Source organism: Streptacidiphilus melanogenes (genome assembly GCF_000787835.1).
GTDB classification, from domain to species: Bacteria; Actinomycetota; Actinomycetes; order Streptomycetales; family Streptomycetaceae; genus Streptacidiphilus; species Streptacidiphilus melanogenes.
This window is the reverse complement of record NZ_BBPP01000004.1, coordinates 34,634-60,487: the sequence shown is the minus strand read 5'-3', so window position 1 is coordinate 60,487 and position 25,854 is coordinate 34,634. Positions and strand designations below refer to the sequence as shown.

The 25,854-nt window shown below is 73.1% G+C and carries 27 protein-coding genes; 14 read left to right on the top strand and 13 right to left on the bottom strand.

Annotated elements, in window-relative coordinates; translation table 11 throughout:
• Window positions 1-15: 15 nt before the first annotated feature.
• Window positions 16-504: a MarR family winged helix-turn-helix transcriptional regulator gene (locus TR49_RS05930; protein ID WP_042378048.1), complete on the bottom strand. Its 489-nt coding sequence runs from the start codon at window positions 502-504 to the stop codon at window positions 16-18.
• 123 nt (window positions 505-627) lie between these two features.
• On the opposite strand from TR49_RS05930, the gene TR49_RS05925 reads away from it, so the two are divergent.
• Both TR49_RS05925 and TR49_RS05920 read left to right on the top strand, forming a co-directional pair.
• Window positions 628-1,035: a nuclear transport factor 2 family protein gene (locus tag TR49_RS05925; RefSeq protein ID WP_042378047.1), complete on the top strand. Its 408-nt coding sequence runs from the start codon at window positions 628-630 to the stop codon at window positions 1,033-1,035.
• Between the two features lie 37 nt (window positions 1,036-1,072).
• Window positions 1,073-1,831 carry an SDR family NAD(P)-dependent oxidoreductase gene (locus TR49_RS05920; protein ID WP_042378045.1) on the top strand — a complete coding sequence of 253 codons (759 nt, stop codon included), beginning with the start codon at window positions 1,073-1,075 and terminating at the stop codon, window positions 1,829-1,831.
• A gap of 44 nt (window positions 1,832-1,875) precedes the next feature.
• Here the strand turns inward: TR49_RS05920 and TR49_RS05915 are convergent, their stop codons facing one another.
• The 5 genes from TR49_RS05915 to TR49_RS05895 all read right to left on the bottom strand — a co-directional run bounded on the left by TR49_RS05915 (window position 1,876) and on the right by TR49_RS05895 (window position 6,009).
• The gene (locus tag TR49_RS05915) at window positions 1,876-2,424 is read right to left on the bottom strand and encodes a GNAT family N-acetyltransferase (RefSeq protein WP_042378044.1); all 549 of its coding nucleotides are present in this window, start codon (window positions 2,422-2,424) and stop codon (window positions 1,876-1,878) included.
• A gap of 85 nt (window positions 2,425-2,509) precedes the next feature.
• Window positions 2,510-3,397 (bottom strand): glycosyltransferase family 2 protein, encoded by an 888-nt coding sequence (locus tag TR49_RS05910; protein WP_174501553.1) that lies wholly within the window; start codon window positions 3,395-3,397, stop codon window positions 2,510-2,512.
• A 5-nt stretch (window positions 3,398-3,402) separates the two neighbouring features.
• Entirely contained in the window at window positions 3,403-4,191 is a 789-nt protein-coding gene (locus TR49_RS05905) for a CDP-alcohol phosphatidyltransferase family protein (protein WP_042378042.1), read from the bottom strand.
• A gap of 13 nt (window positions 4,192-4,204) precedes the next feature.
• The gene (locus TR49_RS05900) at window positions 4,205-5,266 is read right to left on the bottom strand and encodes an iron-containing alcohol dehydrogenase family protein (RefSeq protein ID WP_042378040.1); all 1,062 of its coding nucleotides are present in this window, start codon (window positions 5,264-5,266) and stop codon (window positions 4,205-4,207) included.
• Window positions 5,254-6,009 (bottom strand): phosphocholine cytidylyltransferase family protein, encoded by a 756-nt coding sequence (locus tag TR49_RS05895; protein ID WP_042378039.1) that lies wholly within the window; start codon window positions 6,007-6,009, stop codon window positions 5,254-5,256. Before TR49_RS05895 ends, TR49_RS05900 begins: the two co-directional genes overlap by 13 nt.
• A 205-nt stretch (window positions 6,010-6,214) precedes the next feature.
• Between TR49_RS05895 and idi the strand changes: the two genes are divergently transcribed.
• Window positions 6,215-6,781, top strand: a complete 567-nt coding sequence (gene idi, locus TR49_RS05890; protein WP_042378038.1) for an isopentenyl-diphosphate Delta-isomerase — start codon at window positions 6,215-6,217, stop codon at window positions 6,779-6,781.
• 221 nt (window positions 6,782-7,002) lie between these two features.
• On the opposite strand, the gene TR49_RS05885 is transcribed toward idi, so the two are convergent.
• Window positions 7,003-8,103, bottom strand: coding sequence for a calcium:cation antiporter (locus TR49_RS05885; RefSeq protein WP_042378036.1), 1,101 nt, complete (start codon window positions 8,101-8,103; stop codon window positions 7,003-7,005).
• A gap of 129 nt (window positions 8,104-8,232) precedes the next feature.
• Here TR49_RS05885 and TR49_RS44810 point away from each other — a divergent pair, with 129 nt between their 5' ends.
• The 3 genes from TR49_RS44810 to TR49_RS05870 are packed head-to-tail and all read left to right on the top strand — an operon-like array spanning window position 8,233 to window position 10,938.
• On the top strand, window positions 8,233-8,955 hold the full coding sequence (locus TR49_RS44810) for a MarR family winged helix-turn-helix transcriptional regulator (protein ID WP_063770026.1): 723 nt from the start codon (window positions 8,233-8,235) through the stop codon (window positions 8,953-8,955).
• Window positions 8,952-10,355 (top strand): MFS transporter, encoded by a 1,404-nt coding sequence (locus tag TR49_RS05875; protein WP_236653238.1) that lies wholly within the window; start codon window positions 8,952-8,954, stop codon window positions 10,353-10,355. Before TR49_RS44810 ends, TR49_RS05875 begins: the two co-directional genes overlap by 4 nt.
• A 37-nt stretch (window positions 10,356-10,392) precedes the next feature.
• Window positions 10,393-10,938: an isochorismatase family protein gene (locus TR49_RS05870; RefSeq protein ID WP_042378035.1), complete on the top strand. Its 546-nt coding sequence runs from the start codon at window positions 10,393-10,395 to the stop codon at window positions 10,936-10,938.
• Window positions 10,939-11,011: 73 nt separating this feature from the next.
• On the opposite strand, the gene TR49_RS05865 is transcribed toward TR49_RS05870, so the two are convergent.
• The gene (locus tag TR49_RS05865; RefSeq protein WP_042378033.1) at window positions 11,012-11,785 is read right to left on the bottom strand and encodes an SDR family oxidoreductase; all 774 of its coding nucleotides are present in this window, start codon (window positions 11,783-11,785) and stop codon (window positions 11,012-11,014) included.
• Between the two features lie 138 nt (window positions 11,786-11,923).
• Between TR49_RS05865 and TR49_RS05860 the strand changes: the two genes are divergently transcribed.
• Window positions 11,924-12,661 carry a L,D-transpeptidase family protein gene (locus TR49_RS05860; RefSeq protein ID WP_052434042.1) on the top strand — a complete coding sequence of 246 codons (738 nt, stop codon included), beginning with the start codon at window positions 11,924-11,926 and terminating at the stop codon, window positions 12,659-12,661.
• Window positions 12,662-12,711: 50 nt separating this feature from the next.
• Here the strand turns inward: TR49_RS05860 and TR49_RS05855 are convergent, their stop codons facing one another.
• Window positions 12,712-13,938: a saccharopine dehydrogenase family protein gene (locus tag TR49_RS05855; RefSeq protein ID WP_042378032.1), complete on the bottom strand. Its 1,227-nt coding sequence runs from the start codon at window positions 13,936-13,938 to the stop codon at window positions 12,712-12,714.
• A 65-nt stretch (window positions 13,939-14,003) separates the two neighbouring features.
• Window positions 14,004-14,660, bottom strand: a complete 657-nt coding sequence (locus TR49_RS05850) for a class I SAM-dependent methyltransferase (protein ID WP_042378030.1) — start codon at window positions 14,658-14,660, stop codon at window positions 14,004-14,006.
• Window positions 14,661-14,796: 136 nt separating this feature from the next.
• Here TR49_RS05850 and TR49_RS05845 point away from each other — a divergent pair, with 136 nt between their 5' ends.
• Entirely contained in the window at window positions 14,797-15,693 is an 897-nt protein-coding gene (locus TR49_RS05845; RefSeq protein WP_084724605.1) for an ABC transporter ATP-binding protein, read from the top strand.
• Here TR49_RS05845 and TR49_RS05840 read toward each other — a convergent pair.
• Together TR49_RS05840 and TR49_RS05835 are read right to left on the bottom strand one after the other, a co-directional pair.
• Window positions 15,665-16,720, bottom strand: coding sequence for a FecCD family ABC transporter permease (locus tag TR49_RS05840; RefSeq protein ID WP_052434041.1), 1,056 nt, complete (start codon window positions 16,718-16,720; stop codon window positions 15,665-15,667). The two genes, TR49_RS05845 and TR49_RS05840, sit on opposite strands and share 29 nt — an antisense overlap.
• Complete coding sequence (locus tag TR49_RS05835) at window positions 16,717-17,730, bottom strand: FecCD family ABC transporter permease (RefSeq protein ID WP_084724604.1); 1,014 nt, start codon at window positions 17,728-17,730, stop codon at window positions 16,717-16,719. Before TR49_RS05835 ends, TR49_RS05840 begins: the two co-directional genes overlap by 4 nt.
• Window positions 17,731-17,886: 156 nt before the next feature.
• On the opposite strand from TR49_RS05835, the gene TR49_RS05830 reads away from it, so the two are divergent.
• The 6 genes from TR49_RS05830 (at window position 17,887) to TR49_RS05805 (ending at window position 25,265) form a co-directional block, all read left to right on the top strand.
• Complete coding sequence (locus TR49_RS05830; RefSeq protein WP_042378012.1) at window positions 17,887-18,921, top strand: ABC transporter substrate-binding protein; 1,035 nt, start codon at window positions 17,887-17,889, stop codon at window positions 18,919-18,921.
• On the top strand, window positions 18,921-19,733 hold the full coding sequence (locus TR49_RS05825; RefSeq protein ID WP_042378010.1) for a siderophore-interacting protein: 813 nt from the start codon (window positions 18,921-18,923) through the stop codon (window positions 19,731-19,733). Before TR49_RS05830 ends, TR49_RS05825 begins: the two co-directional genes overlap by 1 nt.
• Before the next feature lie 514 nt (window positions 19,734-20,247).
• Window positions 20,248-21,711 (top strand): pyridoxal phosphate-dependent decarboxylase family protein, encoded by a 1,464-nt coding sequence (locus tag TR49_RS05820; RefSeq protein ID WP_042378001.1) that lies wholly within the window; start codon window positions 20,248-20,250, stop codon window positions 21,709-21,711.
• A gap of 11 nt (window positions 21,712-21,722) precedes the next feature.
• Window positions 21,723-23,003 carry a lysine N(6)-hydroxylase/L-ornithine N(5)-oxygenase family protein gene (locus tag TR49_RS05815; protein WP_042378000.1) on the top strand — a complete coding sequence of 427 codons (1,281 nt, stop codon included), beginning with the start codon at window positions 21,723-21,725 and terminating at the stop codon, window positions 23,001-23,003.
• The gene (locus tag TR49_RS45245) at window positions 23,000-23,671 is read left to right on the top strand and encodes a GNAT family N-acetyltransferase (protein WP_236653237.1); all 672 of its coding nucleotides are present in this window, start codon (window positions 23,000-23,002) and stop codon (window positions 23,669-23,671) included. Before TR49_RS05815 ends, TR49_RS45245 begins: the two co-directional genes overlap by 4 nt.
• A 145-nt stretch (window positions 23,672-23,816) precedes the next feature.
• Window positions 23,817-25,265 (top strand): IucA/IucC family protein, encoded by a 1,449-nt coding sequence (locus TR49_RS05805; RefSeq protein ID WP_236653236.1) that lies wholly within the window; start codon window positions 23,817-23,819, stop codon window positions 25,263-25,265.
• Here TR49_RS05805 and TR49_RS05800 read toward each other — a convergent pair.
• Entirely contained in the window at window positions 25,252-25,800 is a 549-nt protein-coding gene (locus TR49_RS05800) for a hypothetical protein (protein ID WP_042377998.1), read from the bottom strand. The two genes, TR49_RS05805 and TR49_RS05800, sit on opposite strands and share 14 nt — an antisense overlap.
• Window positions 25,801-25,854: the final 54 nt, after the last annotated feature.

The window sequence follows — 25,854 nt, the reverse complement described above, 5'->3', positions numbered from 1 at the left end:
AGTTGAGGAAGCGGCTCAGCCCGCGGGACGCTCCGCGAGACCGGCCCAGGGCGGAGCGCCCTCGCCCTCCGGGCCGACATTGGCCGCGAGGCGTTTCAGCAGGTCGGCGAGGAGGGCGCGCTCCACGTCGGTCAGGCCGTCGTTGAGCTGCTCGTCGAAGGCCATGGCCGCCTCGCGCATGCGCAGGAAGGCGGCCTCGCCCTCCTCCGTGAGGGTGACCACGTGGATGCGCCGATTGTCCGGGTCGCGGTGACGGGAGATCAGACCGCGCTTGTCGAGCGCGTTGAGATGGTGGGTCAGCGTGGCCTCGCGCACGCCGACGGCCTGGGCCAGCTCACGCTGGGTGCCCGGGCGCCCGATCTTCAGGTTGAGCAGGATCAGCCAGACCGGCAGCGAACCTCCGGCCCGCTCCAGGGCGTCGTCGAACGCCCGGCTCACCACGCGGGCGGCCTGGCCCAGCTGGAGACCGGTGGGCGGGCGCATCGGGGGCTGCGGCGTCTGCATACCGGGAGGGTACCAGGATGCGTAGACGCCTAATCCTTTGACATCTAAGCATTCGAGGTCTACGTTTCTGGTAGCGGGACAGCCGTTGCAGGACAGCGGACAGCGAGGGACAGGAGACCGATCATGAGCAGCACTCTCTCCGGCGCCGACACGGTCGCCGGTTGGCTCACCACCTGGGCCGCGGCCGAGCGCGAGGGCGATTCCGCCGCGCTGGGCGGCCTGCTGCACGAGGAGTTCCGCGGCGTCGGCCCCTTCGGGTTCGTGCTCGACCGCGAGCAGTGGCTGCGGCGCTTCGCCGACGGCCTGCACTACTCCGCGTTCACTTTCGCGCCGGACGAGGAGGTCCGGGAGGTCGCGGGCACAGCCCTGATCATCGGCACCCAGGAGCAGGCCGGGACATACCAGGGCCGGCCGACCGACGGCGCGTTCCGCGCCACGCTCCTCCTGACCGGCGGCCCCGGACGGCGGCTGGTCGGGATACACCTGAGCCTGCGCACGCCGCCCGCGCCACCGACGCCGCCCGCGGCCTGACACTCACTCCCCCGGATCCCTCATCGTCAGGAGAGCCATGAACGCCCTTCAGAACCTGGTCGCGCTGGTCACCGGCAGCTCCCGCGGGATCGGCGCCGCCATCGCCGAGCTCTTCGCCGCCGAGGGTGCACGGGTCGTCGTACACGGCCGCGACGTCGAGGCGCTCGAGTCCGTCCGGGCGAAGATCGCCGCGACGGGCGCGGACGTGCTGGCCGTGCCCGCCGAGCTGACCGGCTTCGAGCAGATCGAGGCCCTGCGGGGCCGGGTGGAGGCGGAGTTCGGCCCGGTCGAGGTCCTGGTCGCGAACGCGGGCGGCAACCCGGTGCGTCCCGGGCCCATCGAGGAGATCAGCGAGGAGGGCTGGCGCGCCACCGTCGACACCAACCTGACCAGCACCTTCCTGACGGTGAAGAGCTTCCTGCCGGGCATGAAGGAGCGCGGCCACGGCAGCATCGTCACCCTCTCCTCCGCCGCGGCCCGCCGCCCGACCCAGCACACCCCCGCCGCCTATGCGGCGGCCAAAGCGGGCGTCGAGCTGCTCACCAAGGAGCTCGCCGTCCAGGCGGGCCCGCAGGGGGTGCGGGTCAACTGCATCGCCCCCGAGACGATCCTGACGGAGCGCAACCAGCGCCGGATTCCCGAGGAGATACAGCGCACGATGGTCGACGCCCACCCGGTCCGCCGCCTCGGCACCCCGGAGGACGTCGCCCTGGCCGCCCTCTTCCTGGCGGCGGATTCGGCCGCCTGGATCAGCGGCGTCGTGCTCGACGTCGCCGGGGGCTCGGTCCTCGTCTGAGCACAACCGGGAAGCACAAGCCGGAAGCACCGGTGGGAAGGGGGTCACCCGCGGGCGGCGGCATACTCCTCGCGCGTGACGGCATTCACGACGACGCGCGTGCCGTGCCCCGGCACGACCGCCTCCTCGACGAAGTGCAGGCCGAGCTTCTCCATCACCCGACCGGACCGGTCGTTGTCCGGGTGACGAATGCTCACGACCCTGTCGAGCCCCACCTCCGCAAAGGCGAACGCCAGCAGGGGCGCCGCCGCCTCGGTGGCGTAGCCGCGGCCCCACGAGGCGCGCCGGAACCGCCAGCCGATCTCGACGGAGGGCAGGATCTGCGGCAGGAACCGGGGCACCGCGAGGGTGACCCACCCGGCGTACTCCCCGCCGTCCCGGGTGATCACCGACAGCATGCCGAACCCCTGCTCGGCCCACGCCTGCCGCGCCCGTGTCACGATCGCGACGGTCGACGCCCGATCCACCGGGCCGATGGAACCGTCTCCGATGTACCGCATGACCTCGGGGTCGGAGTTCATCCCCAGCAGAGGCTCGACGTCGTCCTCGGCCGGAGGACGGAGCAGAAGTCGATCGGTCGTCAGCGTCACCACGACGCCACTGTGCCACGGAGACGACGAACCCCCGGCCTCCTTGTGCGGGGAGACCGGGGGCGCGGTTCGACGGCGGACAGCCGGGTCAGATGACCGGCGGCCGGCCGAGCCTCGTCATGCGCCACACCGTCGACCAGCGGATGGGACGACGCGGACCCGCGGGCTGGCGCCAGCCCGCGGCGAAGCCGCCGAGCCAGGCGCGCAGGGCCTCGCCCGAGGGGCGGCGCGCCAGCGTCAGCAGGAGCCAGACGCCGAGGTAGACCGGGACCAGGATCGCCGGCAGGTTGCGGCGGGCGAGCCAGACACGGTTGCGCGCGATGTTGTGGTTGTACGTCGCATGCCGCGAGGGCAGCGTGCGCGGGTGGCGCAGCACGACGTCCGAGCGGTACTCGATCTCCCAACCCGCGTCCAGCGCGCGCCAGGCCAGGTCGGTCTCCTCGTGGCCGTAGAAGAACACGTCCGGCAGCTGCCCGGCGGTCGCGAAGACCTGCGAGCGCACCGCGCTCGCGCCGCCGAGGAAGGTCGTCACCCGCGAGGAGCGCATCGGGTCCGCGGCACGCAGGCGCGGCACGTGGCGGCGCTGCGACAGGCCCTCCTCGTCGACGATGCGGAAGGAGACGATGCCGAGCTTCGGGTCGGCGGCGAAGGCCTCCCGCAGCTTCTCGGCCGTGTCCTCCAGCGGCAGCAGGCCGTCGTCGTCGAGGAAGAGCACCACGTCGACCTCGCGGCCGTCGGGACCGAAGGCCTCGATGCCGACATTGCGGCCGCCGGGGATCCCGAGGTTCTCCGGCAGGGCGACGCCGCGCACGCCCTCGGGGAGTTCGGGCAGCGGCGCGCCGTTGGCGACGACCGCGACCTCGACCACGGGGCCGCGCTGCGCGGCCACGGAGTCGAGCAGAGCCTTGAGTTCGACCGGGCGTGTGCCCTGGGTGATGACCACCGCGCCGAGCTTCAGTTCCTTGGAGTCTGTCATGACACTCACCGCAGTCGGCTGGAGAGGACGATGCTGAGCAGGTGCAGCGCGGTCTGCAGCAGCGCGATCGCGGCGAGGACCGCCACCGCGAGACGGCTGAAGAACAGGTCGCCCTGGATCGCGTCCGCGATGCCCGCCGCCAGGATGACCAGCGACGCCTCGACGCCGCCGATCAGGCGGTGGAACTTCAGCGCCGACGCGACCTTCCGCGCCTTGGCAACGCCCGCCGCGCGCGGGACCGACGCCGAGTCGTCGACGGCCGTCAGGCCGCGGCGGATCCGGGCGACGTCGACGAGGTCCGTCTCCGCCTTGATCAGGATCGCGCCGAGCGCCGCCAGCGTGCCGAGGAAGGCCCAGAGCCAGGCGCGCGCGCCCTGCTGCTGGAAGAGGTCCGCCGCGCGCAGGCCGAAGCCGGTCAGCAGGGCCGCCTCGGAGAGGTAGTGGCCGATGCGGTCGAGGTAGACGCCGGTCGTGGAGGTCTGCTTGCGCCAGCGGGCGAGCTCGCCGTCGACGCAGTCCAGACCCAGGTAGACCTGGATCAGCAGCGCGCCCAGGACGGCGCCCCACAGCCCGGGGACCAGCAGCACGGCCCCGGCCAGCACGCCTGCGACCATCATCAGCCAGGTCAGCTGGTTGGGCGTGACCGGCGCGTCGATCAGGTGGCGGGTCACCCGTGAGGAGATCCGCCGCATGTAGAGGCGACCGGCCCAGTGCTCGCCGGAACGGCGGTCCAGCAGCCCCTCCGGGTGCGCGACGGCGCGGAACTCGGCGAGGGTCGGCTTGCTCGTGTTCATGGCGGTGCCCCGCTCAGGAGCAGACGTCTTTGACATAGGAGAAGTACGCGTCCCGGATGGCGGAGGGGGAGAGATCGAGGTGTTCCAGGATGGTGTAGCGGCCCGGGCGGGTCTGCGGCGCGAAGTGGACGGCCTGGACGAACTCCTCCTCGGAGAAGCCGATCTGGTCGGCCGTCACCGGCAGGCCGTGGCGCCGCAGGGCGTCGACCATCTGCCCGGCCACGGGCAGGTCGCCGCGCAGGTAGGTGGCGAACGCGGCGCCGAGGCCGCACTGCTCGCCGTGCTGCGCCTTGCGGTCCGGGTAGAGGATGTCGAGCGCGTGGTTGATCTCGTGGCACGCGCCGCTGGCGGGGCGGCTGCTGCCCGCGACGTTCATGGAGATGCCGGTGAGCACCAGCGCCTCGGCGAGCGCGACCAGGAAGTCGTTGTCGGCGATCGTGCCCGGGTGGCGCAGGATCGTCTCCCCTGCGGTGCGGGACATGGCGGCCGCGAGACCGTCCACGACCTCGCCCGTCTCGCGCTGCGACAGCTCCCAGTCCGCGATGCAGGAGATGTTGGAGACAGCGTCGCCGATGCCGGCGGCGACGTAGCGGGCCGGGGCCTGCCGGATGACGTCGAGGTCGACGATCATCGCGATCGGGCTGGGCACGCCGTAGGAGCCGCGGCCGGCGTCGTTGTCGAGGGTGGAGACCGGCGAGCACAGGCCGTCGTGGGCGAGGTTGGTCGCGACGGCCACGACGGGCAGGCCGACGCGGGCCGCGGCGTACTTCGCCACGTCGATGATCTTGCCACCGCCGAGGCCGACCAGCGCGTCGTAGTGGCCGCCCTTGATCTGGTCGGCCAGCTTGACCGCCGCGTCGAGCGTGCCGTCCGCGACCGTGAACCAGGCCGCACCCGGCAGCTGCGGCGCGAGGCGTTCCCGCATGGCGGCGCCGGAGCCGTTGCTGACGGCGACGGCGATCCGGCCGGTGGAGGCGATGCCGGGGTTGGCCAGCACCTGGCCGAGGTGGTCGAGCGCGCCACAGCGCACATCGACCACCAGCGGCGAGGGGACCAGTCGGGTCAGTACCGGCACGCGATCTCCCGGCCGCGCGCGAGGTCGTCGTGGTTGTCCACCTCGACCCAGTCGACCTGTCCGATGGGCTGGACGTCGATCCGCAGGCCGCGGTCGATCATCTCCTGGTAGCCGTCCTCGTAGTACAGCTGCGGGTCGCGCTCGAAGGTGGCCTGCAGCGCGGAGGCGAGGTCGTCGGCGGCTGAGGGGTTGATCAGCGTGACGCCGATGTACTCGCCGGTGGCGTCGGCGGGGTCCATCAGCTTGGTGATGCGGCGGGCGCCCAGCTCCGGGTCGACCGTGACCTTCATCTCCTCGTCGGCCAGCTTCTTCACCGTGTCGAGGGCGAGCAGGATGCCGGGCTGGCGGCCTTCGGCAGCGAGCTTGGCGTTGGCCTCCAGCAGGGTCCGCTCGACCGAGGCCGGGTGGATGGTGTCGCTGTTGGCGAGGATCACACCCTCCTTGAAGAGGTCGCGTGCGCACCACACCGTGTAGCAGTTGTTCCAGGTCTCGGCCTTGGGGTTGTCCACCAGGTGCAGGGTGACGCCGTGGCGGCGCTCCAGCGCCGTCTTGCGCTCACGGATCGCGTCGGCGCAGTAGCCCACGATGATCGCCACGTCGCGCATCTCCACCTCGGCGAAGTTGCGCAGGGTGATGTCGAGGATGGTCCGCTCGTCGTCGACCGGCACCAGCGCCTTGGGCAGGGTGTCGGTGTAGGGACGGAGGCGGCTGCCCGCGCCTGCGGCCGGAACAAGGCCGATCATGTGGATTCTCCAGGGATTGCCAGTGCGGTTTCACGTACGTTCACGAAGGGTTCGCCCCCACCCCATCGTGCCGATCATCATTGCGGACCTCGACGTCGCGGGACAAGCCGCAGCAGATGCGGGGGCCTTTTGGGGCAGACTGTACCTGGCCCGAGAGGGCGCTGTTGCTGGCACAGAACCGCGCGACCGACGCGAAAGGTGATCCATGACCACCACCACCGTGACGACGACGGACGAGATCCTGCTCGAACTTGTCGACGAGCAGGGCCGGACGATCGGCACGGCCGAGAAGCTCTCCGCGCACCAGGCCCCCGGCCGGCTGCACCGGGCCTTCTCCGTGTTCCTCTTCGACGCGCAGGGCCGGATGCTGCTGCAGCAGCGCGCGCTCGGCAAGTACCACTCCCCCGGGGTCTGGTCCAACACCTGCTGCGGGCACCCCTACCCGGACGAGCCGCCGTTCGTCGCCGCCGCCCGCCGCACGGCCGAGGAGCTGGGCGAGGCGCCGGTCCGCCTGGAGGCGGCCGGGACAGTGACGTACGACCTGCCGGACGAGGCCTCCGGGCTGGTGGAGAAGGAGTACAACCACCTGTTCGTCGGCCTGGCCGCGGCCGCCTTCACCCCGAACCCCGAGGAGGTCGGGGACACCGCCTTCGTCACTCCCGCGGAGCTGGCCGCGCTGCGCGCGGAGAAGCCGTTCTCGGTGTGGTTCGGCACGGTGCTGGACGCGGCGCTGCCGACGATCCGCACGGCGTTCCCGGGCGCGGGCTGGTAGTCCTTTCGCGCGTCGACGCGCACGCGCCCCGGCCCGCACCGCGCGGACCGGGGCTTGCTTGTTGCTCGTGTCGCGTGAAGCCTCGCCTGGTGTGCGGCGGCTCCGGGCACTCCCCCGAGTGCGCCCGGCGACCGCCGCGCTTTCAGTGTTCGCGTCAGGGCCCCCCGACGGCAAACGATTTGATGACGCCCGAAACGACGGACGCCGGAACGTGAGGTGCGTCACGGATTCGCGGCCAGCACCAGGTACGCGGCCAGGATCGACAGGTGGACTCCGCCTTGAAGCGGCGTGGCGCGGCCGGGGACGACCGTCAGGGTGCCGACGATCACCGTGAGAGCCAGCAGCACCATGAGACTGGGGTCGAGTCCGAGCACGAGGGGGCCGCTCATCCAGAACGAGGCGATGGCGACGGCCGGGACCGTGAGGCCGATGCTGGCCATCGCGGAGCCCAGGGCCAGGTTGAGGCTGGTCTGCACGCGGTCGCGACTCGCGGCGCGGACCGCGGCGATGGTCTCCGGCATGAGCACCAGCAGCGCGATCACGACGCCGACGGCGGAGGCCGGCAGGCCCGCCGCGGCGACGCCCTTCTCGATCGTGGGCGACACGACCTTCGCCAGGCCGACGACGGCGACCAGCGCGACCGCCAGCAGGCCGAGGCTGGTGTAGGCCTCGCGGGTGCTCGGCGGGTCGGCGTGCTCCTCCGACTCGATGATGACGCCGCCGCGCGTCATCGGCAGGAAGTAGTCGCGGTGCCGCACGGTCTGGGTCAGCACGAAGAGGCCGTAGAGGGTGACCGAGGCGAGCGCGGCGAAGATCAGCTGGGTGGTGTTGAACTGCGGACCCGGCGTGCTGGTGGTGAAGCGCGGCAGGACCAGGCTGAGGGTGGCCAGGGTCGCGACGGTAGCGAGAGCCGCGCCGGTGCCCTCGCTGTTGTAGATCGCGAACCGGTGCCGCAGCGAGGCGACCAGCAGGCAGGCACCGACGATGCCGTTGCAGGAGATCATCACGGCGGCGAAGACGGTGTCGCGGGCGAGGCTGGCGTTCTTCACCGGTCCGCTCGCCATCAACGTGAGGATCAGCGCCACCTCGATCGCGGTGACGGCGACGGCGAGGACGAGGGAGCCGAAGGGTTCGCCGACCCTGTGGGCGATGACCTCGGCATGGTGGACGGCCGCGAGCACCGCGCCGGCGAGGAAGACCGCGACGAGGGCGACGAGCGCGCCGGGCAGGGAGCGTCCCCAGGTGGTCACCAGCAGGAGCAATGCGAGCGCCGGGACGAAGACGGTCCAGAGTCGGGCGAACCGGCGCAAACGATCACTCATGGTGCTGAGCTTCCCATAGCCGGACCTTCTGCCCGGCGCGACGGGCCGCGGTCGCCTCGGCCGCACATCGACAGGGAAACTCAACAGGCAAACTTGCAATACTGTCTGTCGAAGTCCTACGGTCGAGGTATGCCACCGACAGGATCCGCCGACGCCGCCCAACTGGCGGCGGAACTGCACGCCGTGCTCGGACTGATCGCCCGCAGGGCCCGCGCCGCCAGCGCGGCGACCGAGCTGACCGCCTCGCAGCGGTCCGTCGCGGCGCGACTGCTGCGCGAGGGACCGGCCACCACGGCCGACCTGGCACGGGCCGAGTTCGTGCGCCCCCAGTCGATGCGGATGACGCTCGGCGCCCTGGAGGAGCGCGGGCTGATCGTCCGCACGCCCCACCCCACCGACGGCCGCCAGGTCCTGGTCCAGCTGTCCGAGGAGGGCCGGGCGACCATCGCCGGCATCATCACGGCCAAGCGCGACTGGCTCAGCTCCGCGATCGCGGGCGACCTCGACTCCACTGAGCGCGCAGCACTGGCCGGGGCGCTCCCCGTGCTGCGCACACTCGCCGGCGCGGACGCCACAGCCGCGGACGCCGACGGCGATGGCCCCGCTCCAGCGACGATCAAGGCGAGCACTTCCGGCGCGGTCGGCACCGCAAGCGCCGCGGGCGCGGCGGGCACCGCAAGCGCTGGGGATCCCTCCGGCGCGGTTCGCGCAGCGGAGGCGTCGGTCACGACCGGCACCTCTGTCGCCGTCGGCGCGGGCGACGTGGGCGCGGCGAACCCGGCGGGCACTTCCGGCGCGGTCGGCGGGGCGGGCTCGGCGGGCGCAGCAGGGGCGTCGGGGGCCGACGCGTGAGTACCGAGGCCGAGCCGCGCACGGCCCGCTCCATCCAGATCGGGGCGCCGGGCACACGGAAGCCGTTCAGCGGCGCGATGATGGCGCCGCTGCTGCTGGGCGTGGCGCTGAACCCGATCAACTCCACGATGATCGCCACGGCGCTCGTCGCCGTCGGCCACGCCTTCGGCGTCGGCGTCGCGCAGACGGCCTGGCTGGTGGCGAGCCTCTATCTGGCCAGTTCGGTGGGGCAGCCGACCATGGGGCGGCTTGCGGACCTGATCGGGCCGCGCAAGGTCTTCCTCAGCGGGCTCGTGGTCGTCCTGGCCGCAGGGCTGGTCGGGGCCCTCGCCCCGGCCTTCGGCTGGCTGATCGCCTCGCGCGTGCTGCTCGGCGTCGGCACCTCCGCCGCCTACCCCTCCGCGATGGCGATGCTGCGCGCCGAGTCCCGCCGCACGGGCGTGGAGGCTCCGCGCACCGTGCTCGGCCGGCTCTCGCTGGCCTCGCTCGCCAGCGCGGCCGTCGGGCCGGTCCTCGGCGGCGCGCTCGCGGCGACCCTCGGCTGGCGGGCGGTGTTCGCCGTCAACATCCCGGCGGCCGTCGTCGGCCTGCTGCTGGCGCTTCGCTGGGCTCCGGCCGATCCGCCGCGCCCGGCCGAGCGGAAGCGGATCAGCCTGGACCCGCCGGGCCTGCTGCTCTTCGCGGCGACCATCGCCACGATGATGCTCTTCCTGATGGACCTGTCCCACCCGGACTGGCTGCTGCTGGCCCTGGCGGTGCTGCTCGGTGTCGCGCTGGTGGCCTGGGAGCTGCGGGCCGGGCAGCCCTTCCTCGACCTGCGTCTGCTGGGCCGCAGCCCCGGCCTGACCCGGACGTTCATCCGCAGCGGCCTGACCTACCTGGTGCTCTACTGCATGCTCTACGGCTTCTCGCAGTGGCTCCAGGAGTCGCACGGCCTCAGCTCGTTCCACGCGGGCCTGATCGCGCTGCCGATGTCGCTCACCGCCGCGCTCTTCTCCCTGCTCGGGGCGCGCACGAAGACGCTGCGCACGCCGCTGGTGGCGCTCACGCTGCTGCTCGGCGCCGGCTCGGCGATGCTGATGCTCCTCGACGGGCACACCTCCATCGCCGTCCTGGTGTTCGCCAGCACCGTCTTCGGCGTCGGCCAGGGCCTCGCCTCCAGTTGCAACCAGGCCGCCGTCTACGCCCAGGCGCCCGCCGACGGCACCGGCTCGGCGGCCGGCCTCCAGCGGACGTCCATCTACCTGGGCGCGATCCTGTCGTCCTCGGTGCTGGCGCTGCTCTACGGCTCCCGCGCCACCGACGGCGGGCTGCACGACATCGCGGCCGTGATGATCGCCCTGTGCGCCGCACTCCTGGTCTTCACCGTCGCAGACCGCGCCCTGCGCGCCGGCCGCTGACCCTTCCCGAAAAGCCCGAGAATCCGAAAGGTTCCTGATGACCGCCACCACGCTCGACCCCACCACCGCGCTGATCATGATCGACCTGCAGAAGGGCATCACCGCCTTCGCGGCCGACCACGGCGTGGACGAGGTGCTCGCCAACGCGGAGAAGCTCGCCATCGCGTTCCGCGAGCGCGGCCTCCTCGTCGTTCACGTCAACGTCACGGGCGGCGCCCCGGGTCGCACGTCCTTCTCCCGCCCGCCGCGCGAGCTCCCGGCCGACTGGGCCGAGCTGGTCCTGCCCGTCCAGGACGGCGACGTCACCGTCACCAAGCAGACCTGGGGCGCGTTCCACGGCACCGACCTCGACGCGGCCCTGCGCGAGCGCGGCGTCACCCAGGTCGTCATCACCGGCGTCGCGACCAGCATGGGCGTCGAGTCCACCGCCCGCGCCGCCCACGAGCACGGCTACCACGTCACCATCGCGTCCGACGCCGTCACCGACATGGACCCGGTCTCGCACGAGCACAGCCTCGCCCGCGTCTTCCCGAAGCTCGGCGAGACGGGGACGACGGCGGAGCTGATCGCCCTTCTGGGCTGAAGCACTGATCCGTTGATCTGACGTCACGTGTGTCGTGGGTTCGGCCTGGCCCCACGACGCACGTGGCGTACGGTCATCCCCGGCCGAGGAACGGCATGCCCGTGGCCATGATCGTCATGAAGGGGACGTTCACGTCCAGCGGCAGCGCGGCGAGGTGCACCACCGTCGACGCGACATGGGCCGCGTCCATGACCGGCTCCACGGCGATGCGGCCGTCGGCCTGCAGGATGCCCTGGGCCATCCGTTCGGTCATCTCGGTCGCGGCGTTGCCGATGTCGATCTGGCCGACGGGGATGCGGTGGGCGCGGCCTTCCAGGGCGAGCGCCTTGGTGAGGCCGGTCATCGCGTGCTTGGTCGCGGTGTAGGCGACGCTGTTGGGGCGCGGGACCTGGGCCGAGATGGAGCCGTTGTTGATGATGCGGCCACCGGAGGGGGTCTGGTCGCGCATCAGGACGAAGGCGCGTTGGGCGACGAGGAAGGCGCCGGTCAGGTTGACGTCGACGACCGCACGCCAGCGGTCCGCGGGCAGCTCGGCCGCGGGGGCGGACGTGCCGAAGGCCCCGGCGTTGTTGAACAGCAGGTCCAACCGGCCGTAGCGGTCGGCGATCCGGTCGAAGAGTGCGGCGACCGCGGCCTCGTCGGCGACGTCCGCGGGCTGCACCCAGGCCTGGGCGATCTCCGCGGCGGTCTCCCTGAGCGCGTCCTCACGACGGCCGGTGAGCACCACCGTCCATCCGGCGCGGCCCAGCGCCCGCGCCGTGATCCGGCCGATGCCCGAACCCGCCCCCGTCACGAGGGCGATCCGGCCCGTCGAGCGCTGTTCGTCCTCGTTGAACCCCTGCGTCATGCAGCTCCTCCCGTTGATCCACAACGCTACCGCTTCCGGGGGACGAACCGCCGTGTCGCTCACGCGCCGGGGGCCGTGATCAACACCATAGGCAGTGCGGGATTCGAATTGTGATGCCACCTCAGGAGGCATGCCGCCATGTCGCACGCGTCCCACCACCGTCACCACCGCTTGGGCATGCGGTCCGTCCTCGCCGGCGCCGTCGCACTGCTCGGAGCGGTCGCGCTGCTGGTCTCACCGGCCGTCGCGGCGGGCGGCCGCACGGCGCCGCCCCACCTCGCGGCCTCGGCCCGGCTGGGGAACCCGCGGCAGGTGATCACCGTGCACGCGCAGGGCACCTACGCGACGGTGACGGCATGGCAGCTGAGCCCGGTCGGATGGCAGCAGGTCTTCGCCACGTCGGCGGCCCGGATCGGCGCGCACGGGCTGACGAACGGGGCGACGCGCAAGCAGGGCACGCTGACCACCCCCACCGGCGTCTACACGATCACGCAGGGCTTCGGCAACGGCCCGGCTCCACGCGAGACCCGGATGCCGTACCACCGGGTGACGCCGGACGACTGGTGGGTGGAGGACCCGCAGTCGCCGTACTACAACTCGATGCGCACGGCCCGGCAGGGCGGCTTCCCGCTGACGGAGGCGGGCGACCGGGGCAGCGAGCACCTGGTGAACTACCCGGTCCAGTACGACAACGCGCTGGTCATCGACTTCAACATGCACCCGGCCGTGCCGGGGCGCGGCGCGGGCATCTTCCTCCACGACCTCAGCGTCTCCGCGGGCCCGACGGCCGGCTGTGTGGCCGTCCCCGCGAGCGTGATGCGCCACTTCCTGCAGTGGCTCGACCCCTCCGCCCACCCGGTGATCATCATCGGCTGAGCGGATCGGCGCGGTGGATCTGCGCGGTGGCCGGGTCGCCGCTCGCGGCGTCAGCCGCGGAAGCGGCCCGGGGCCTCGGTCGGCTGGGCGTCGAGGACGCGGAAGGTGAGGCCCGCCGCCCGAAGGCGGTCGATGAGGGCGGTGCCGCAGGCGGACGCCGTGGTCTGCTGGCCGGATGTCTTGGGCAGGTCGTCGTAGGCGAGGCAGAGCGCGGTCTCGGCCAGCATCTTGGCCGTCTCGCCGTAGCCAGGGTCGCCGCCGGAGACCTCGGTCCAGATGTGGCGGTCTCCGGCCGTGCCGGAGAACCTGACGGTGAACCAGCTGCGGGCGCGCTGCGCCTCGTCGGGGCCGGCACCGGAGGGGCGGAGCTCCTCCAGCTTGCGGCGCAGCGGCGGAATCTGCGCGCCGACGGCGATGCCGACCACGCCCGCGATCCCGGCGAGCGCGATCGGCAGGCGCTTGACCGCGGCGTAGTGGCCGTAGCGGAAGTCCGGACCGTAGAGGGGCAGCGCGGCCGCGCTGCGCACGATGACCTGCTGGTCGATGGCGGGCATGGGCACGACCCATGCGTGCGCGTCCTTCGACCAGCGCGGACCGACGGCAACGCCGCGCACCTTGCGTCCCACCGGTCGCTGCTCGACGGCGCGGCGCGCCTTCGCCGCCTGGCCCATCTGGACCGGGCGGGAGAACGCCGTCAGCGTCGAGGCGAAGGTGCCGCCGGAGAAGGTGCCGGAGACGCGGACGTAGCCCTCGACGACCACCGGGCCGTCGAGTTCCTCCCGGCCCGCCGCGCGGGCCAGTTCACCGACGGTGAAGAGGACCCCGAGGTCGTGCGGGACGGAGTCGAAGCCGCAGGCGTGCAGCATGCGGGCGCCGCTCTCCACCGCGCGGGCGTGGTAGCGGGTGTACATGGTGTCGGCGAACTCCGGCTCGCCGGTGAGGTCGACGTAGTCGGTCCCCGCCTCGGCGCACGCCTTGACCAGGGGCTCGCCGTAGCGCTGGTAGGGCCCGACCGTCGTCACCACGACCCGGGCCGAGCGGGCCACCTCGGCGAGCGCCTCGGCGTCCGCACTGTCGGCGACGAGCACGGGCAGCTCGGGCAGGCCGAGCCGTTCCCGCAACGCCTCGAGCTTGGCGCGGTTGCGACCGGCCACCGCCCAGCGGCAGCCCTCCGGGGCGTGTCCGGCGAGATACTCGGCAGTCAGCCCGCCGGTGAAGCCGGTGGCACCGAAGAGGACCAGGTCGTAGGCACGTTCCGACGCTCGATCAGACACCATGGGCAGCACTGTAGCGCTACCCGTCGGTAACAGACACCGCGCAAGGCGGAGACCCGACGAAGACCTCAGGGGCGCCTGCGGGGCTTCCGGACCAGGAGGCAGGCCTGCTCGCGACGGGCGCCGGGCCGGCGCATCAGCGCCTCACGCTCGAAGCCCGCCGCCGTCAGCTCGGCGGCGACCTCCTCGGGCTCTATCAGGTCGATGGTGTAGTCGACCCCCTCGTGCCCGTAGGCGTCCCGGACGTGCGACTGCCCCTCGCCGACGTGGAAGCCGAGCAGCGCATGCCCGCCCGGAGCGAGCGCGCGGTGCCACTCGGCGAAGACGGCGGGCCGCTCGGCCGGCGGCGTGTGCAGCAAAGACCACCAGGACAGCACACCGCCGAGCGTGCCGTCGGCCTGGTCGAGGGACGAGAGCGACCCGAGCTCGAAGCGGACGTCCGGGTGGGCGATACGGGCGGCCGCCACCGTCGCGGGTGAGATGTCGACGCCGAACACGGGAACGCCGAGCCCGCGCAGGTGGGCCGCGACGTGGCCGGGACCGCAGCCGAGATCGGCGACGGGACCGCCGCCGCCCGCGACCACGAGCTCGGCGAAGGCCGCGATGATCGCGCGCCCGCACACGTCCTGCGCGAACAGCGCGGGCACCGTCGCCGCGTACGTCTCCGCGACCGCGTCGTACGCGCGCCGCGCCTCGGCCTCACGCTCCGACAGCGTCGTCCTCATGCGTCCACCCCCAGGAGTTCCGAGCCGTGCCCAGCTCGGTTCCGTCCTACCAGCCATGACTGACAACGACCGTCCGCAGCGGCGGCGCGTGCGTCGAGCTTGACATACTTAGGTTAGGCAACCCTAAGTTGATCGCATGCTTGAGACCCGCGCCCTCCGCCTCTCCTACGACCGCGCCCGCTCGGCCTCGGCCGCTGCCAGGTCCGCGCCCGTCGTCGCCGACCTCGACGTCGAGCTGCCGCGTGGCACCGTGACCGCGATCGTCGGCCCCAACGGCTGTGGCAAGTCGACGCTGCTGCGCGGGCTCGCGCGCCTGCTGAAGCCGACCGCTGGGACGGTGCTGCTGGACGGCGCCGACCTGCACCGGTTGCCCTCGCGCGAGGTGGCCCGGCGGCTCGGGCTGCTGCCGCAGCAGCCCGTCGCGCCGGAGGGGATCACCGTCGAGGGGCTGGTCCGCCTCGGACGGCACCCGCACCAGGGGCTGTTCGGGACCTGGAGCGCGGCCGACCAGGACGCCGTCGAGCGCGCACTCGACCGCACCGGGACGGCAGGGCTGCGCGACCGGCTCGTGGACCGGCTCAGCGGCGGGCAGCGCCAGCGGGCCTGGATCGCGCTGACGCTCGCACAGGAGACGGAGCTGCTGCTGCTGGACGAGCCGACCACGTTCCTCGACCTGCGCCACCAGCTCGACGTGCTGGACCTGGTCGTGCGCCTGCAGCGCGAGTCCGGCCGGACCGTCGTCATGGTGCTGCACGACCTCGGCCAGGCCGCCCGCTACGCGGACCACCTGGTGGTGCTGCACGACGGCCGCCTCGTCGCGGCGGGACCGCCGCGCGAGGTACTGGACGCCGAGCTGGTCGCGGAGGTCTTCGGGGTGGAATGCCGGGTCGTGCCGGACCCGGAGACCGGCACCCCGCTCGTCATCCCGTCCGCCCGCCACGGCAGCGCCGCCCGGACCGGCGGCGCCGTGCACAGCGGTGCCGTGCACAGTGGCGACACCGCCGTCACACCGTCGCCGAACGGCGCTCCTTGACGAGCAGTCGGACCAGGTAGCCGCCGCCGAGCAGGCCCGTGACCACGCCCACCGGAAGCTGGTGTCCCGGCACGGCCCGCTGCGCGGCCCAGTCCGCCGTGACCAGCAGCAGTGCGCCCGTCGCCGCCGAGGGCAGCAGATTCGGGCCGGGTGCGCGGGTCAGGCGTCGCGCCAGCTGGGGCGCGGTCAGCGCGACGAACGCCACCGGCCCGACGGCGGCAGCCGCCGCGGCGGCCAGCAGCAGGGCGGCGAGCAGCAGGACGCGCCGCGTGCGGGCCACCGGGACGCCGAGTGCCGTGCCGGCGTCGTCGCCGAGTTCGAGCAGGCGCAGCGAGCGCCCCAGGCCGCACACCAGGGGTCCGAGCAGGGCGAGCGCGAAAGCGATCACCGTCGCGTCCGTCCCGTCGCTGCCGTCGAGGCTGCCGGTCAGCCAGAGCACCGCACGGACGGCGTCCGTCAGTTGGCCGCGTGTCAGCAGGTATCCGTTGACACCGGTGAGTACCGCGCAGACGGCGATGCCGACGAGCACCAGCTGCTGCCGTCCGCCCCGGGCGAGCAGCAGCACCGCTCCCCCGGCCGCCAGCGCGCCCAGGACCGCGCCGAACGGAAGCGCGAGCGGGCCGCCGCCGAGCAGGACGATCGCCGTGAGGGCGCCGGTGGCCGCGCCCTGGGTGAAGCCGAGCACGTCGGGGCTGCCGAGCGGGTTACGGGTCAGCGCCTGGAACACCGAGCCGGACAAGGCGAGCGCCGCGCCCGCGAGCAGACCGGTCGTCACCCGTGGCAGCCGCAGCTCCCAGACGACGAAGTGCGTGGCCGGGTCGGCGGTCGCGGAACCCGGGTCCACGAGGGCCCGGACCACGGCGGCGGGCGCGAGGGCCAGATCGCCACCGCCCGCCAGGGCGAGCACCGCGACAACCGGCGCAGCGAGCAGCAACAGCGTCGTCACCAGGCGTGCACGGCGGGCGGAGCGGTCCACCGAGCGGACCGGGGCAGCGTCGCCCGGGCGGGAGCGGAGCACGGCGCTCATACGGCCCCTCCCCGTCGGCCGACCAGCGCGAGCAGCAGCAGCCCGCCGGCGACCGCCGTGACGACGCCGACCTGCACCTCGCCCGGACGGGCGACCAGGCGGCCGAGGACGTCCGCGCCGAGCAGCAGGACCGGTCCGAGCAGCGCGCAGTAGGGCAGTTGGCGGCGCGGGTCGGGCCCGGTGAACCGGGCGACGAGGTGCGGCGTGAGCAGGCCGACGAAGACCAGCGGCCCGCAGGCCGCCGTCGCCGCGCCGCACAGGAGCGTCACGGCGACGGTGGCGGCCGCCCGGGTCGCGGGGAGGCGGGAGCCGAGGGCGCGGGCGGAGTCCTCGCCGAGGGCCAGCGCGCCGAGCGGGCGGGCGAGCGCCAGCGCGAGGACGAGTCCGGCGACGACGAACGGCGTCATCAGGGCGACGGTGCCGAGCTGCGCGGAGGTGAGGGAGCCGACGGTCCAGAACCGCATGCGGTCGAGTGCGTCCGTGTCGACCAGCTCGATCGCGCTGACATAGGAGAACAGCGCCGCGTTGACGGCGGTTCCGGCGAGGACCAGGCGCGCGGGGGTGGCCCTGCGCCCCCCGCCGACGGCGTGCACCAGCACAGCCACGAGCGCGGCCCCCGCGAAGGCGAACCAGACCGCCCCGCCGAAGCCGGAGAGCCCGAGAACGGCGGAGGCGGTGACCACGGCGGCGGAGGCGCCCGCGTTGACGCCGAGCAGGCCGGGGTCGGCGAGCGGATTGCGGGTGAGCGCCCGCATGACGCCGCCCGCGAGGCCCAGCGCGGCTCCGGCCTGCAGGCCGAGCAGGGTACGCGGCAGCCGCAGGCCGTGGACGACGTCGTAGGCGGGCGCGGCCGGGTCGGTGAGGCCCTGCCAGACGGCGGCGGGCGACAGCGGCCGCGCGCCGAGTGCGAGGGAGAGCACGAGGACGGCGAGGAGCAGCGCGGCCGAGGCCAGCGGCAGCCGCCACCTCCGGAGCGTGAGTGACGGGGGATCAACGGTGAGCGCGGTCATGGGCGGAGAGCCTCCGGCGGGTGTGGACGGCACGAGCGAACGGCGGGGCGAGCGGCGGGGTGGACAAGGGCAACAAAACTTAGGTTAGGCTACCCTAAGTTGACCTTGAGCCCATGGTTCCCCTCCCCGCCTTCCTCCAAGAAAGCGTTCTGCGCCATGCCTGTTCAGCCCTCCCGCCGTACCCTGCTCGCCGCCGGCGGCGTCGCCGGTCTCGGCGCGCTCCTCGCCGCCTGCGGCGCAGGACCAAGCTCCGGATCGCGCAGCGGCGACGCCGCCGCGTCCGGCTCCGCCTCGCGCGGACCGTGGCGTTTCACCGACGACCGCGGTGCCACGGTCTCGCTCCCCCAGGCCCCCGCCCGCGTCGTCGCCTACACCGGCACCGCCGCCGCCCTGCACGACTTCGGCGCCGCCGACCGATTGGTCGGCGTCTTCGGTCCGACCAAGCTCGCCGACGGCAAGGCCGACCCGATGGCCGGACAGCTCGACGTCTCCAAGGTGACCGTGCTCGGCAACGCCTGGGGCGAGTTCGACCTGGAGAAGTACGCCGAGCTGCGCCCGCAGCTGCTCGTCACCGACATGTGGCAGCCGCAGCAGCTCTGGTACGTGCCGGACGCGAGCAAGGACAGGATCGCCGCTCTTGCGCCGACGGCCGGGATCACCATCGCCAACGTCCAGCTGCCGGAACCGCTGCGCCGTCACGAGGAATTGGCCGGACTGTTGGGTGCGGACCTCGCCGCCGCATCCGTCGTCGCCGCCAAGCAGCGCTTCCAGCGGGCGGTCGAGACGCTGCGTCGCACAGCGAAGGCGCGCGGCGGGCTGAAGGTGCTGGCCGCCTCCGCCAGTGCGGACCTGCTGTACGTCTCCGACCCGGCGGTCTACCCCGACCTCGCCTACTACCGCGGCCTCGGCGTCGACCTGGTCACGCCCGACAAGGTGCAGGGTGGCTTCTTCGAGCCGCTCAGCTGGGAGAACGCCGACAAGTACGGTGCGGATCTGATCCTGCTCGACAGCCGCAGCTCGGCGCTCCAGCCGAAGGACCTGACCGGAAAGCCCACGTGGCAGCGGCTCCCGGCCGTCAGGGCCGGGCAGGTGGTGCCGTGGCTCAGCGAGGTGCGGTTCTCGTACGCCGGTTGCGCGCCGCTGGTCGAGCAGCTGGCCGGTGCGCTGGACCACGCGAAGAAGGTCAGCTGATGGCGACCGCATGGGAGTTCTTCGACCTGCGCGTGCTGCGGGCGCAGGCGCTCGGCCCGTCCATGCGCCGGATCGTCTTCGGCGGCCCCGAGGTCGACCGCTTCCGCTCGGGCGGCCGGGACCAGCGGTTCAAGCTGTTCCTGCCGCAGCCGGGCGAGTCCACGCCCCTGGTGCCGACCTCGGCGGGCGCGGACTGGTACGCGCACTGGCGCCGACTCGACCCCGCCCGGCGTGCGGTCATGCGCACCTACACCGTGCGCGCGCAGCGGCCGGGCGAGCTCGCCGTCGACTTCGCCCTCCACGACGGCACCGGCCCGGCGGGCCGGTGGGCGGCGGCAACCTCACCCGGGGACCGGGTCCTCGCGCTCGGGCCGACGGACCCGGACAACGCCGGAATCGACTTCCGGCCGCCGGACGGCACGAACTGGGTCCTGCTGACGGCCGACCTGACGGCGCTGCCCGCCGTCGTGGGCATCATGGCCTGGCTCCGCGCCGAACGGCCCGAACTTCCGGTGCGGGCCTGGATCGAGGTGCCGTTCGAGCGGGACCGCCAGGAGTTGTCCGTGGCGGGCGCGGGCGGGGACGTGGACGTGCGCTGGGTCGCCCGCGGTGGCCTGCCGTCCGCGGTCCTGAAGGCGGGCGCGCTCCCGCCCGGCACTCCGTACGCCTGGCTCGCGGGCGAGGCGGGCTGCGTCCGCACCCTGCGGCGCCACCTGCTGCGGGAACGCGGCTTCGACCGCTCCCGCATCACCTTCACTGGCTACTGGCGCCGCGGCGCGACCGAGGAGGACCTCCTCGCCGAGGCCGCGTAGCGCACCGCCCCGGGACGAGCCGCAGAGTCGCTGAGCCGCAGACACGCCCTGATCGGCCCACCGCCACGCGGGGCAGGCCGTGGTCGCCAACTCACGTGGACGAGCTGCGACCGCCCCGGACCACATCGCCCGGCGTCCCGATCGAGCGCCGCCCGAACCACGCGGCTTTGCCCCCAGCCGTTCCACCGTCCGAGACCAGGACCTCCACCTGGGCCAAGCCCACACCGCAGGCCCCGCGCGGCCCGGTGGCGGGCACCCACCACGCGTCACCCGTCTCGGGCGTAGGCCTTAGGCCACGGGTCACGGCCCAGGCACACAGGCCACCGGCCTCGGGCCCGGGGCACCACGGCCCAGGCGCACGGGCCCCCGGTCTCCGACCCGGGCCCGGGGCGGCGGGCCGGCCTCCCGCCGCAACCGCCACCCGACGTGCCCCGCGCCCCGCGCTCCGGCCTCCACAGATCGCGCGCACCCCCACAGTCCCGTCCTCCCGAGAGCTCACCCCCGAAAGGACCCCATGAACCCGCCGCACCCGCAGGCTCAGCTGTTCAACTCCGCCTCCGCCGACGCCTACCGCAGGCTCGTCGGCGACGGCGCCGCCCTCGTCGCGCGTCATGTCGCCGCCGTGCGGGGGCCGTTCACCGGCGTCGAACCGCGTGCGCTGGAGCGCGAGTTCGCGCCGATCGACCTCGACGCGCCGCTCGGGGACGCCGACGCCGCACTCGACGAGCTGTCGCGCGTCTACCTGCGCGACGCGGTGTGGTTCCATCACCCCCGCTACCTCGCCCATCTCAACTGCCCGGTGGTGCTGCCCGCCCTGCTCGGCGAGACGGTGCTCGCCGCCGTCAACTCCTCCCTCGACACCTGGGACCAGAGCGCCGGGGCCACCCTGGTCGAGCGTCGGCTGATCGAGTGGACGGCGGGACGCATCGGTCTCGGGCCGCACGCGGACGGGGTGTTCACCAGCGGCGGGACGCAGTCCAACCTGCAGGCGCTGCTGATCGCCCGCGACGAGGCGCTCGGCGGCGACCTCACCCCCCTCCCCCGGCTGCGGATCCTCGCCTCCGACGCCGCGCACTTCAGCGTCGTGAAGTCCGCACGCCTGCTCGGCATGGGCACGGGCGCGGCGATCGCCGTCGACACGGACGACCGGCGGCGCATGGACCCGGCCGCCCTGGAGCGCGCCTTGGAACGCTGCCGCCGCGCGGGCGAGCTGCCCGCGGCCGTGGTGGCAACGGCCGGCACCACCGACTTCGGCAGCATCGACCCACTGCCCGCGATCGCCGACGTCTGCGCCCGCCACGGCGTGCGGCTGCACGTCGACGCCGCGTACGGCTGCGGGCTGCTGGTCTCGTCCACCCGCCGCCACCGGCTGGACGGGATCGAACGGGCCGACTCGGTGACCGTCGACTTCCACAAGTCCTTCTTCCAGCCGATCAGTTCGAGCGCGCTGCTGGTCCGTGACACGGCTGTGCTGCGCCACGCCGGGCATCACGCCGACTACCTCAACCCCCGCCGGATGGCCGAGCGCGGCATTCCCAACCAGGTCGACAAGAGCCTGCAGACCACACGCCGCTTCGACGCGCTCAAGCTCTGGCTCACGCTGCGCGTGACGGGCGCGGACGGCGTCGGCGCGCTCTTCGACTCCGTGCTCGACCTGGCCGCCGAGGGCCACGCGCTGCTGGCCCGGGACCCGCGCTTCCGCGTCGTGGTGGAACCGCAGCTCAGCACGCTCGTCTTCCGCTGGCAGCCGCCGCACGCGCCGGGCGACGCGTCGCTGGTCGACGCCGCCAACCTGCATGCCCGGGAGGCGCTCGCGGCGAGCGGCGCGGCCGTCGTCGCGGGCACGGTCGTGGACGGGCGCCACCACCTGAAGTTCACGCTGCTCAACCCCGAGACCACCGTCGCCGACCTCGCCGCCGTCCTCGACCTGCTCGACGCCCACGCCACCGCCTACCTCGCCGCCGACCAGGCCGCCTGAGGGGAGCTCCCATGACGGACAACGGGATCCACGACTTCGTCGCCATCGGCCTCGGCCCGTTCAACCTGGGACTCGCCTGCCTGAGCGAGCCCCTCGCGGAACTGAACGGCGTCTTCCTGGAGCGCAAGCCGGAGTTCGACTGGCACCCCGGCATGATGCTGGAGCAGGCGAGCCTGCAGACGCCCTTCCTCGCCGACCTGGTGACGCTCGCCGACCCGGCCTCGCCATACTCCTTCCTCAACTACCTCAAGCAGCAGGGCCGCCTCTACTCCTTCTACATCCGCGAGAACTTCTTCCCGCTGCGCAGCGAGTACGTCGACTACTGCCGCTGGGCCGCGTGCCGGCTGCGTTCGGTGCGCTTCGGACGGGAGGTGACGGCCGTGGGGCACGACGAAGCCGACGACGCGTACACCGTCCGCTGTGCGAACGGCGAGACGTACCGGGCCCGTCGGCTGGTCCTGGGGACCGGGACGCCGCCCCACCGGCCGACCGCCCTCGACGGGGTCGGCGGGCCCGCCGTGCACAGCTCCCGCTACCTCGACCACGCCGAGGAGCTGCGCAAGCGCGAGCGGATCACCGTCGTCGGCAGCGGGCAGAGCGCGGCGGAGATCTACCTCGACCTGCTCGGGGACATCGACCGATACGGCTACGAGCTCGTCTGGGCGACGCGCTCGCCCCGGTTCTTCCCGCTGGAGTACACCAAGCTGACGCTGGAGCTGACCTCCCCGGAGTACATCGACTACTTCCACGCCCTGCCCACGCCCGTGCGCGACCGGCTGGGCGCGGCGCAGAAGGCCCTCTACAAGGGCATCAGCGCCGACACCGTCAACGCCGTCCACGAGCTGCTCTACGTCAAGTCCCTGCGCGGGCCGGTGCCGACGCGGCTGCTGACCAACACCGCACTCACCGCGGCGCGCTACGACGACGCCGCCGACGCCTACGAGCTGACGCTGCACCAGCGCGAGCAGGACGTGACGCACACGCTGCGCACGGACGCGCTCGTCCTCGCCACCGGCTACCGCTACCGCGAGCCCGCGTTCCTCGCCGGGATCGCGGACCGGATCGCCCGCGACGAGCAGGGCCGGCTGGCCGTGCGCCGCGACTGGTCGGTGGACGCGGCCGGGCGCGGCGAGATCTTCGTGCAGAACGCCGCCCTGCACACCCACAGCCTCTCCGATCCGGATCTCGGCATGGGCGCCCACCGCAACTCCGTCCTGCTCCGTTCCCTCACCGGGCGCGAGGTCTACCCGATCGAGCGCCGCATCGCCTTCCAGGAGTTCTCAGCCGCATGAACGACACAGCCTCCCCCGACGACTTCACCTTCCGCCGCGTCGACCCGGGCGCGGACGCCGTCCTGCTGCACGGCTGGGTGACCCACTCCAAGGCCGTCTTCTGGCTGATGCAGGACGCGACGGTCGACCGGGTGGCCGAGGAGTACGCGAAGCTGGACGCCTGGATCGGCTGCTTCCGCGGCGAACCGGCGGTGCTGATGGAGCGGTACGACCCGGCCTCGACCGAGGTCGGCGCCGTGCACCGCGGCGCCGACGGGGAGGTCGGCATGCACTTCCTGACCGCGCCCACCGAGCGGCCGGTCGCCGGTTTCACCCGGGCCGCCCTCGCCGCGGTGATGCAGGAGCTGTTCGCCGACCCGGCGGTGCGCCGCGTCGTCGTCGAGCCCGACGTGCGCAACCGGGCCGTGCACCGGATCAACGCCGCCGTCGGCTTCCGGCCGGTTCGGGCGGTGACGCTGCCGGAGTCCGGCAAGCGGGCCTTGCTCAGCACCTGCACGCGGGAACAGTTCCGGGCCGCGAGCGGCGAACGCGAGCGGGATCCGCTCGCCCACCTGACACCGGAGCTGTGGGCGGAGGCCAACCGGCGGCTGGTGCGCAAGGCGCTGGCCGAGTTCGCCCACGAGCGGCTGATCACGCCTGTGCCGCTGCCGGAGAGCGGCGGCTGGTAACGGCGTCGCCAGCGACGACGACGCCGTCGCGTACCGCTTCCGCGCCGAGCTGCTGGCGCTGGACCACTGGCAGATCGAGGCGGACAGCATCCTGCGGCTGCGTGCGGACGACGGCGTCGAACTGCCCCTCGACGCGGGCGGGCTGGTGCTGGAGCTGCGGCGCAGCCTCGGCGTGTCGGACGAGGTGCTGCCGCTCTACCTGGAGGAGATCACCAGCACCCTGGCCGCGACCGCGTTCAAGCTCTCCCTCCCCTTCGTCGGCGCGGACGAGCTCGCCGCGTCCGACTTCCAGTCGATCGAGGCGGGCATGACGGAGGGCCACCCCTGCTTCCTCGCCAACAGCGGCCGGCTCGGCTTCGACGCCGTCGACCAGCTGCGCTACGCGCCGGAGGCGGGCGCGCCGGTGCGACTGCTGTGGGTCGCCGTCCACCCCGACGACGCCGTGCGGGCACGGGGGCGGTCCGTCGATCCCGATCCCGGGTTGCCGGGCGCGCCGCCGCTGCCGCCCGAGCTGGCCGGCTTCGTGCCGATCCCCGTCCATCCGTGGCAGTGGCGGCACCGGCTCTCCGTGTCCTACGCGGACGAGATCGCGCGTGGTCGCATCGTGCTGCTCGGGGAGGGGCGCGACAGCCACCTGGCCCAGCAGTCGATCCGGACGTTCTTCAACGCGGCCGCGCCGGAGCGGCCGTACGTGAAGACGGCGCTGTCCGTGCTGAACATGGGCTTCACGCGCGGTCTGTCGGCCGACTACATGGAGCACACGCCCGCCGTCAACGACTGGCTCGCCGACCTCGTCGCCGCCGATGCGACGCTGACCGGCTGCGGCTTCTCGATCCTGCGCGAGCACACGGCCGTCGGCTACCGGCACCCGCGCTACCCCAAGGGCACGGCGCAGCAGAAGCAGCTCGCAGCGCTGTGGCGGGAGAGCCCCGTCCCGTTCCTGCGCGAGGGCGAGCGCACCGCGACGATGGCGGCACTGCTGCACACCGACCGCGACGGCGCCTCCCTCGCAGCGGCGCTGATCGCCTCCTCGGGCCTGGCCCCCGAGGAGTGGCTGCGCCGCTACCTCACCGCCTACCTGACCCCCGTCGTGCACGGGCTCTGCGCCTACGGCCTGACCTTCATGCCGCACGGAGAGAACGTGATCCTCGTGCTCACCTCCGAGGGAACGCCGGTGCGCGTCTTCTTCAAGGACATAGCCGAGGAGATCGCCGTGCTGGACCCGGACACGCCGCTGCCGCCGGAGGTCGCGCGGATCCGTGCTCGGGTGCCGAAGGAGCAGTGGGCGCTCTCCCTCCACACGGACGTCTTCGACTGCTTCCTCCGCTTCCTCTCCGCCGAGCTGCACACGGGCGGCACCCTGCACCAGGACGCCTTCTGGGCCGTGGTGGCCCGCGTGCTGCGCGACTACGGGACCGCCCACCCCGAACTGGCCGAGCGGTTCTCCGAGCTGGACCTCTTCACGGAGCGCTTCGCGCTCTCCTGCCTCAACCGGCTCCAACTGCGCAACAACCGGCAGATGGTCGACCTGACCGACCCGGCCGGCGCCCTGCAGTTCGCCGGGACACTGCCCAATCCCATCACAGGCCACTGACAACCGCGGGCGCCGCGGCCACGGTCGCGGTCCGCCCGCGCTCGACGGCCTTGACATGACGCCGGGCCAGCCAGAGCGGGAGGGCGCCGAAGACGCCGAAGGACATGTCGATCGGCAGCCACCACAGCGGCAGTCCGCGCAACGGCCCGCAGATCGCGGCGAGCGGGACGATCCCGGCGCAGGCGATCAGCCCGAAGTCCAACACCCACACGTTGCGGACGGGATCACGCAGCGGCCCGACGAAGGCCACGGCGATGACCAGGTGCGCGAAGGCGAGCCAGTCGGTGCCGTAGGCGAGGAACGGGTAGCTGCGGGCGGTGTCGGCCAGCCCGGCGTGCACGTGCCTGGCCCAGGCCACCCCGGCGGGGAAGTGCCCCGCGAACCCGGCGAGCGGGGAGCCGCGGTCGGTCGCCCACCAGACCAGCCACCCGGACTCGCTGACGAGCGGAAAGGCCGTCAGCCCCGCCAGTACCAGCCCGAACACGAACAGGACGATCCACACGCGTGCGCGCCGAAGGCGCTCCCCTTCGCTCATGCGCACCATCATGGACCCATTTTTGAACACGTTCAACTCGCTGCCGGGGCGGCA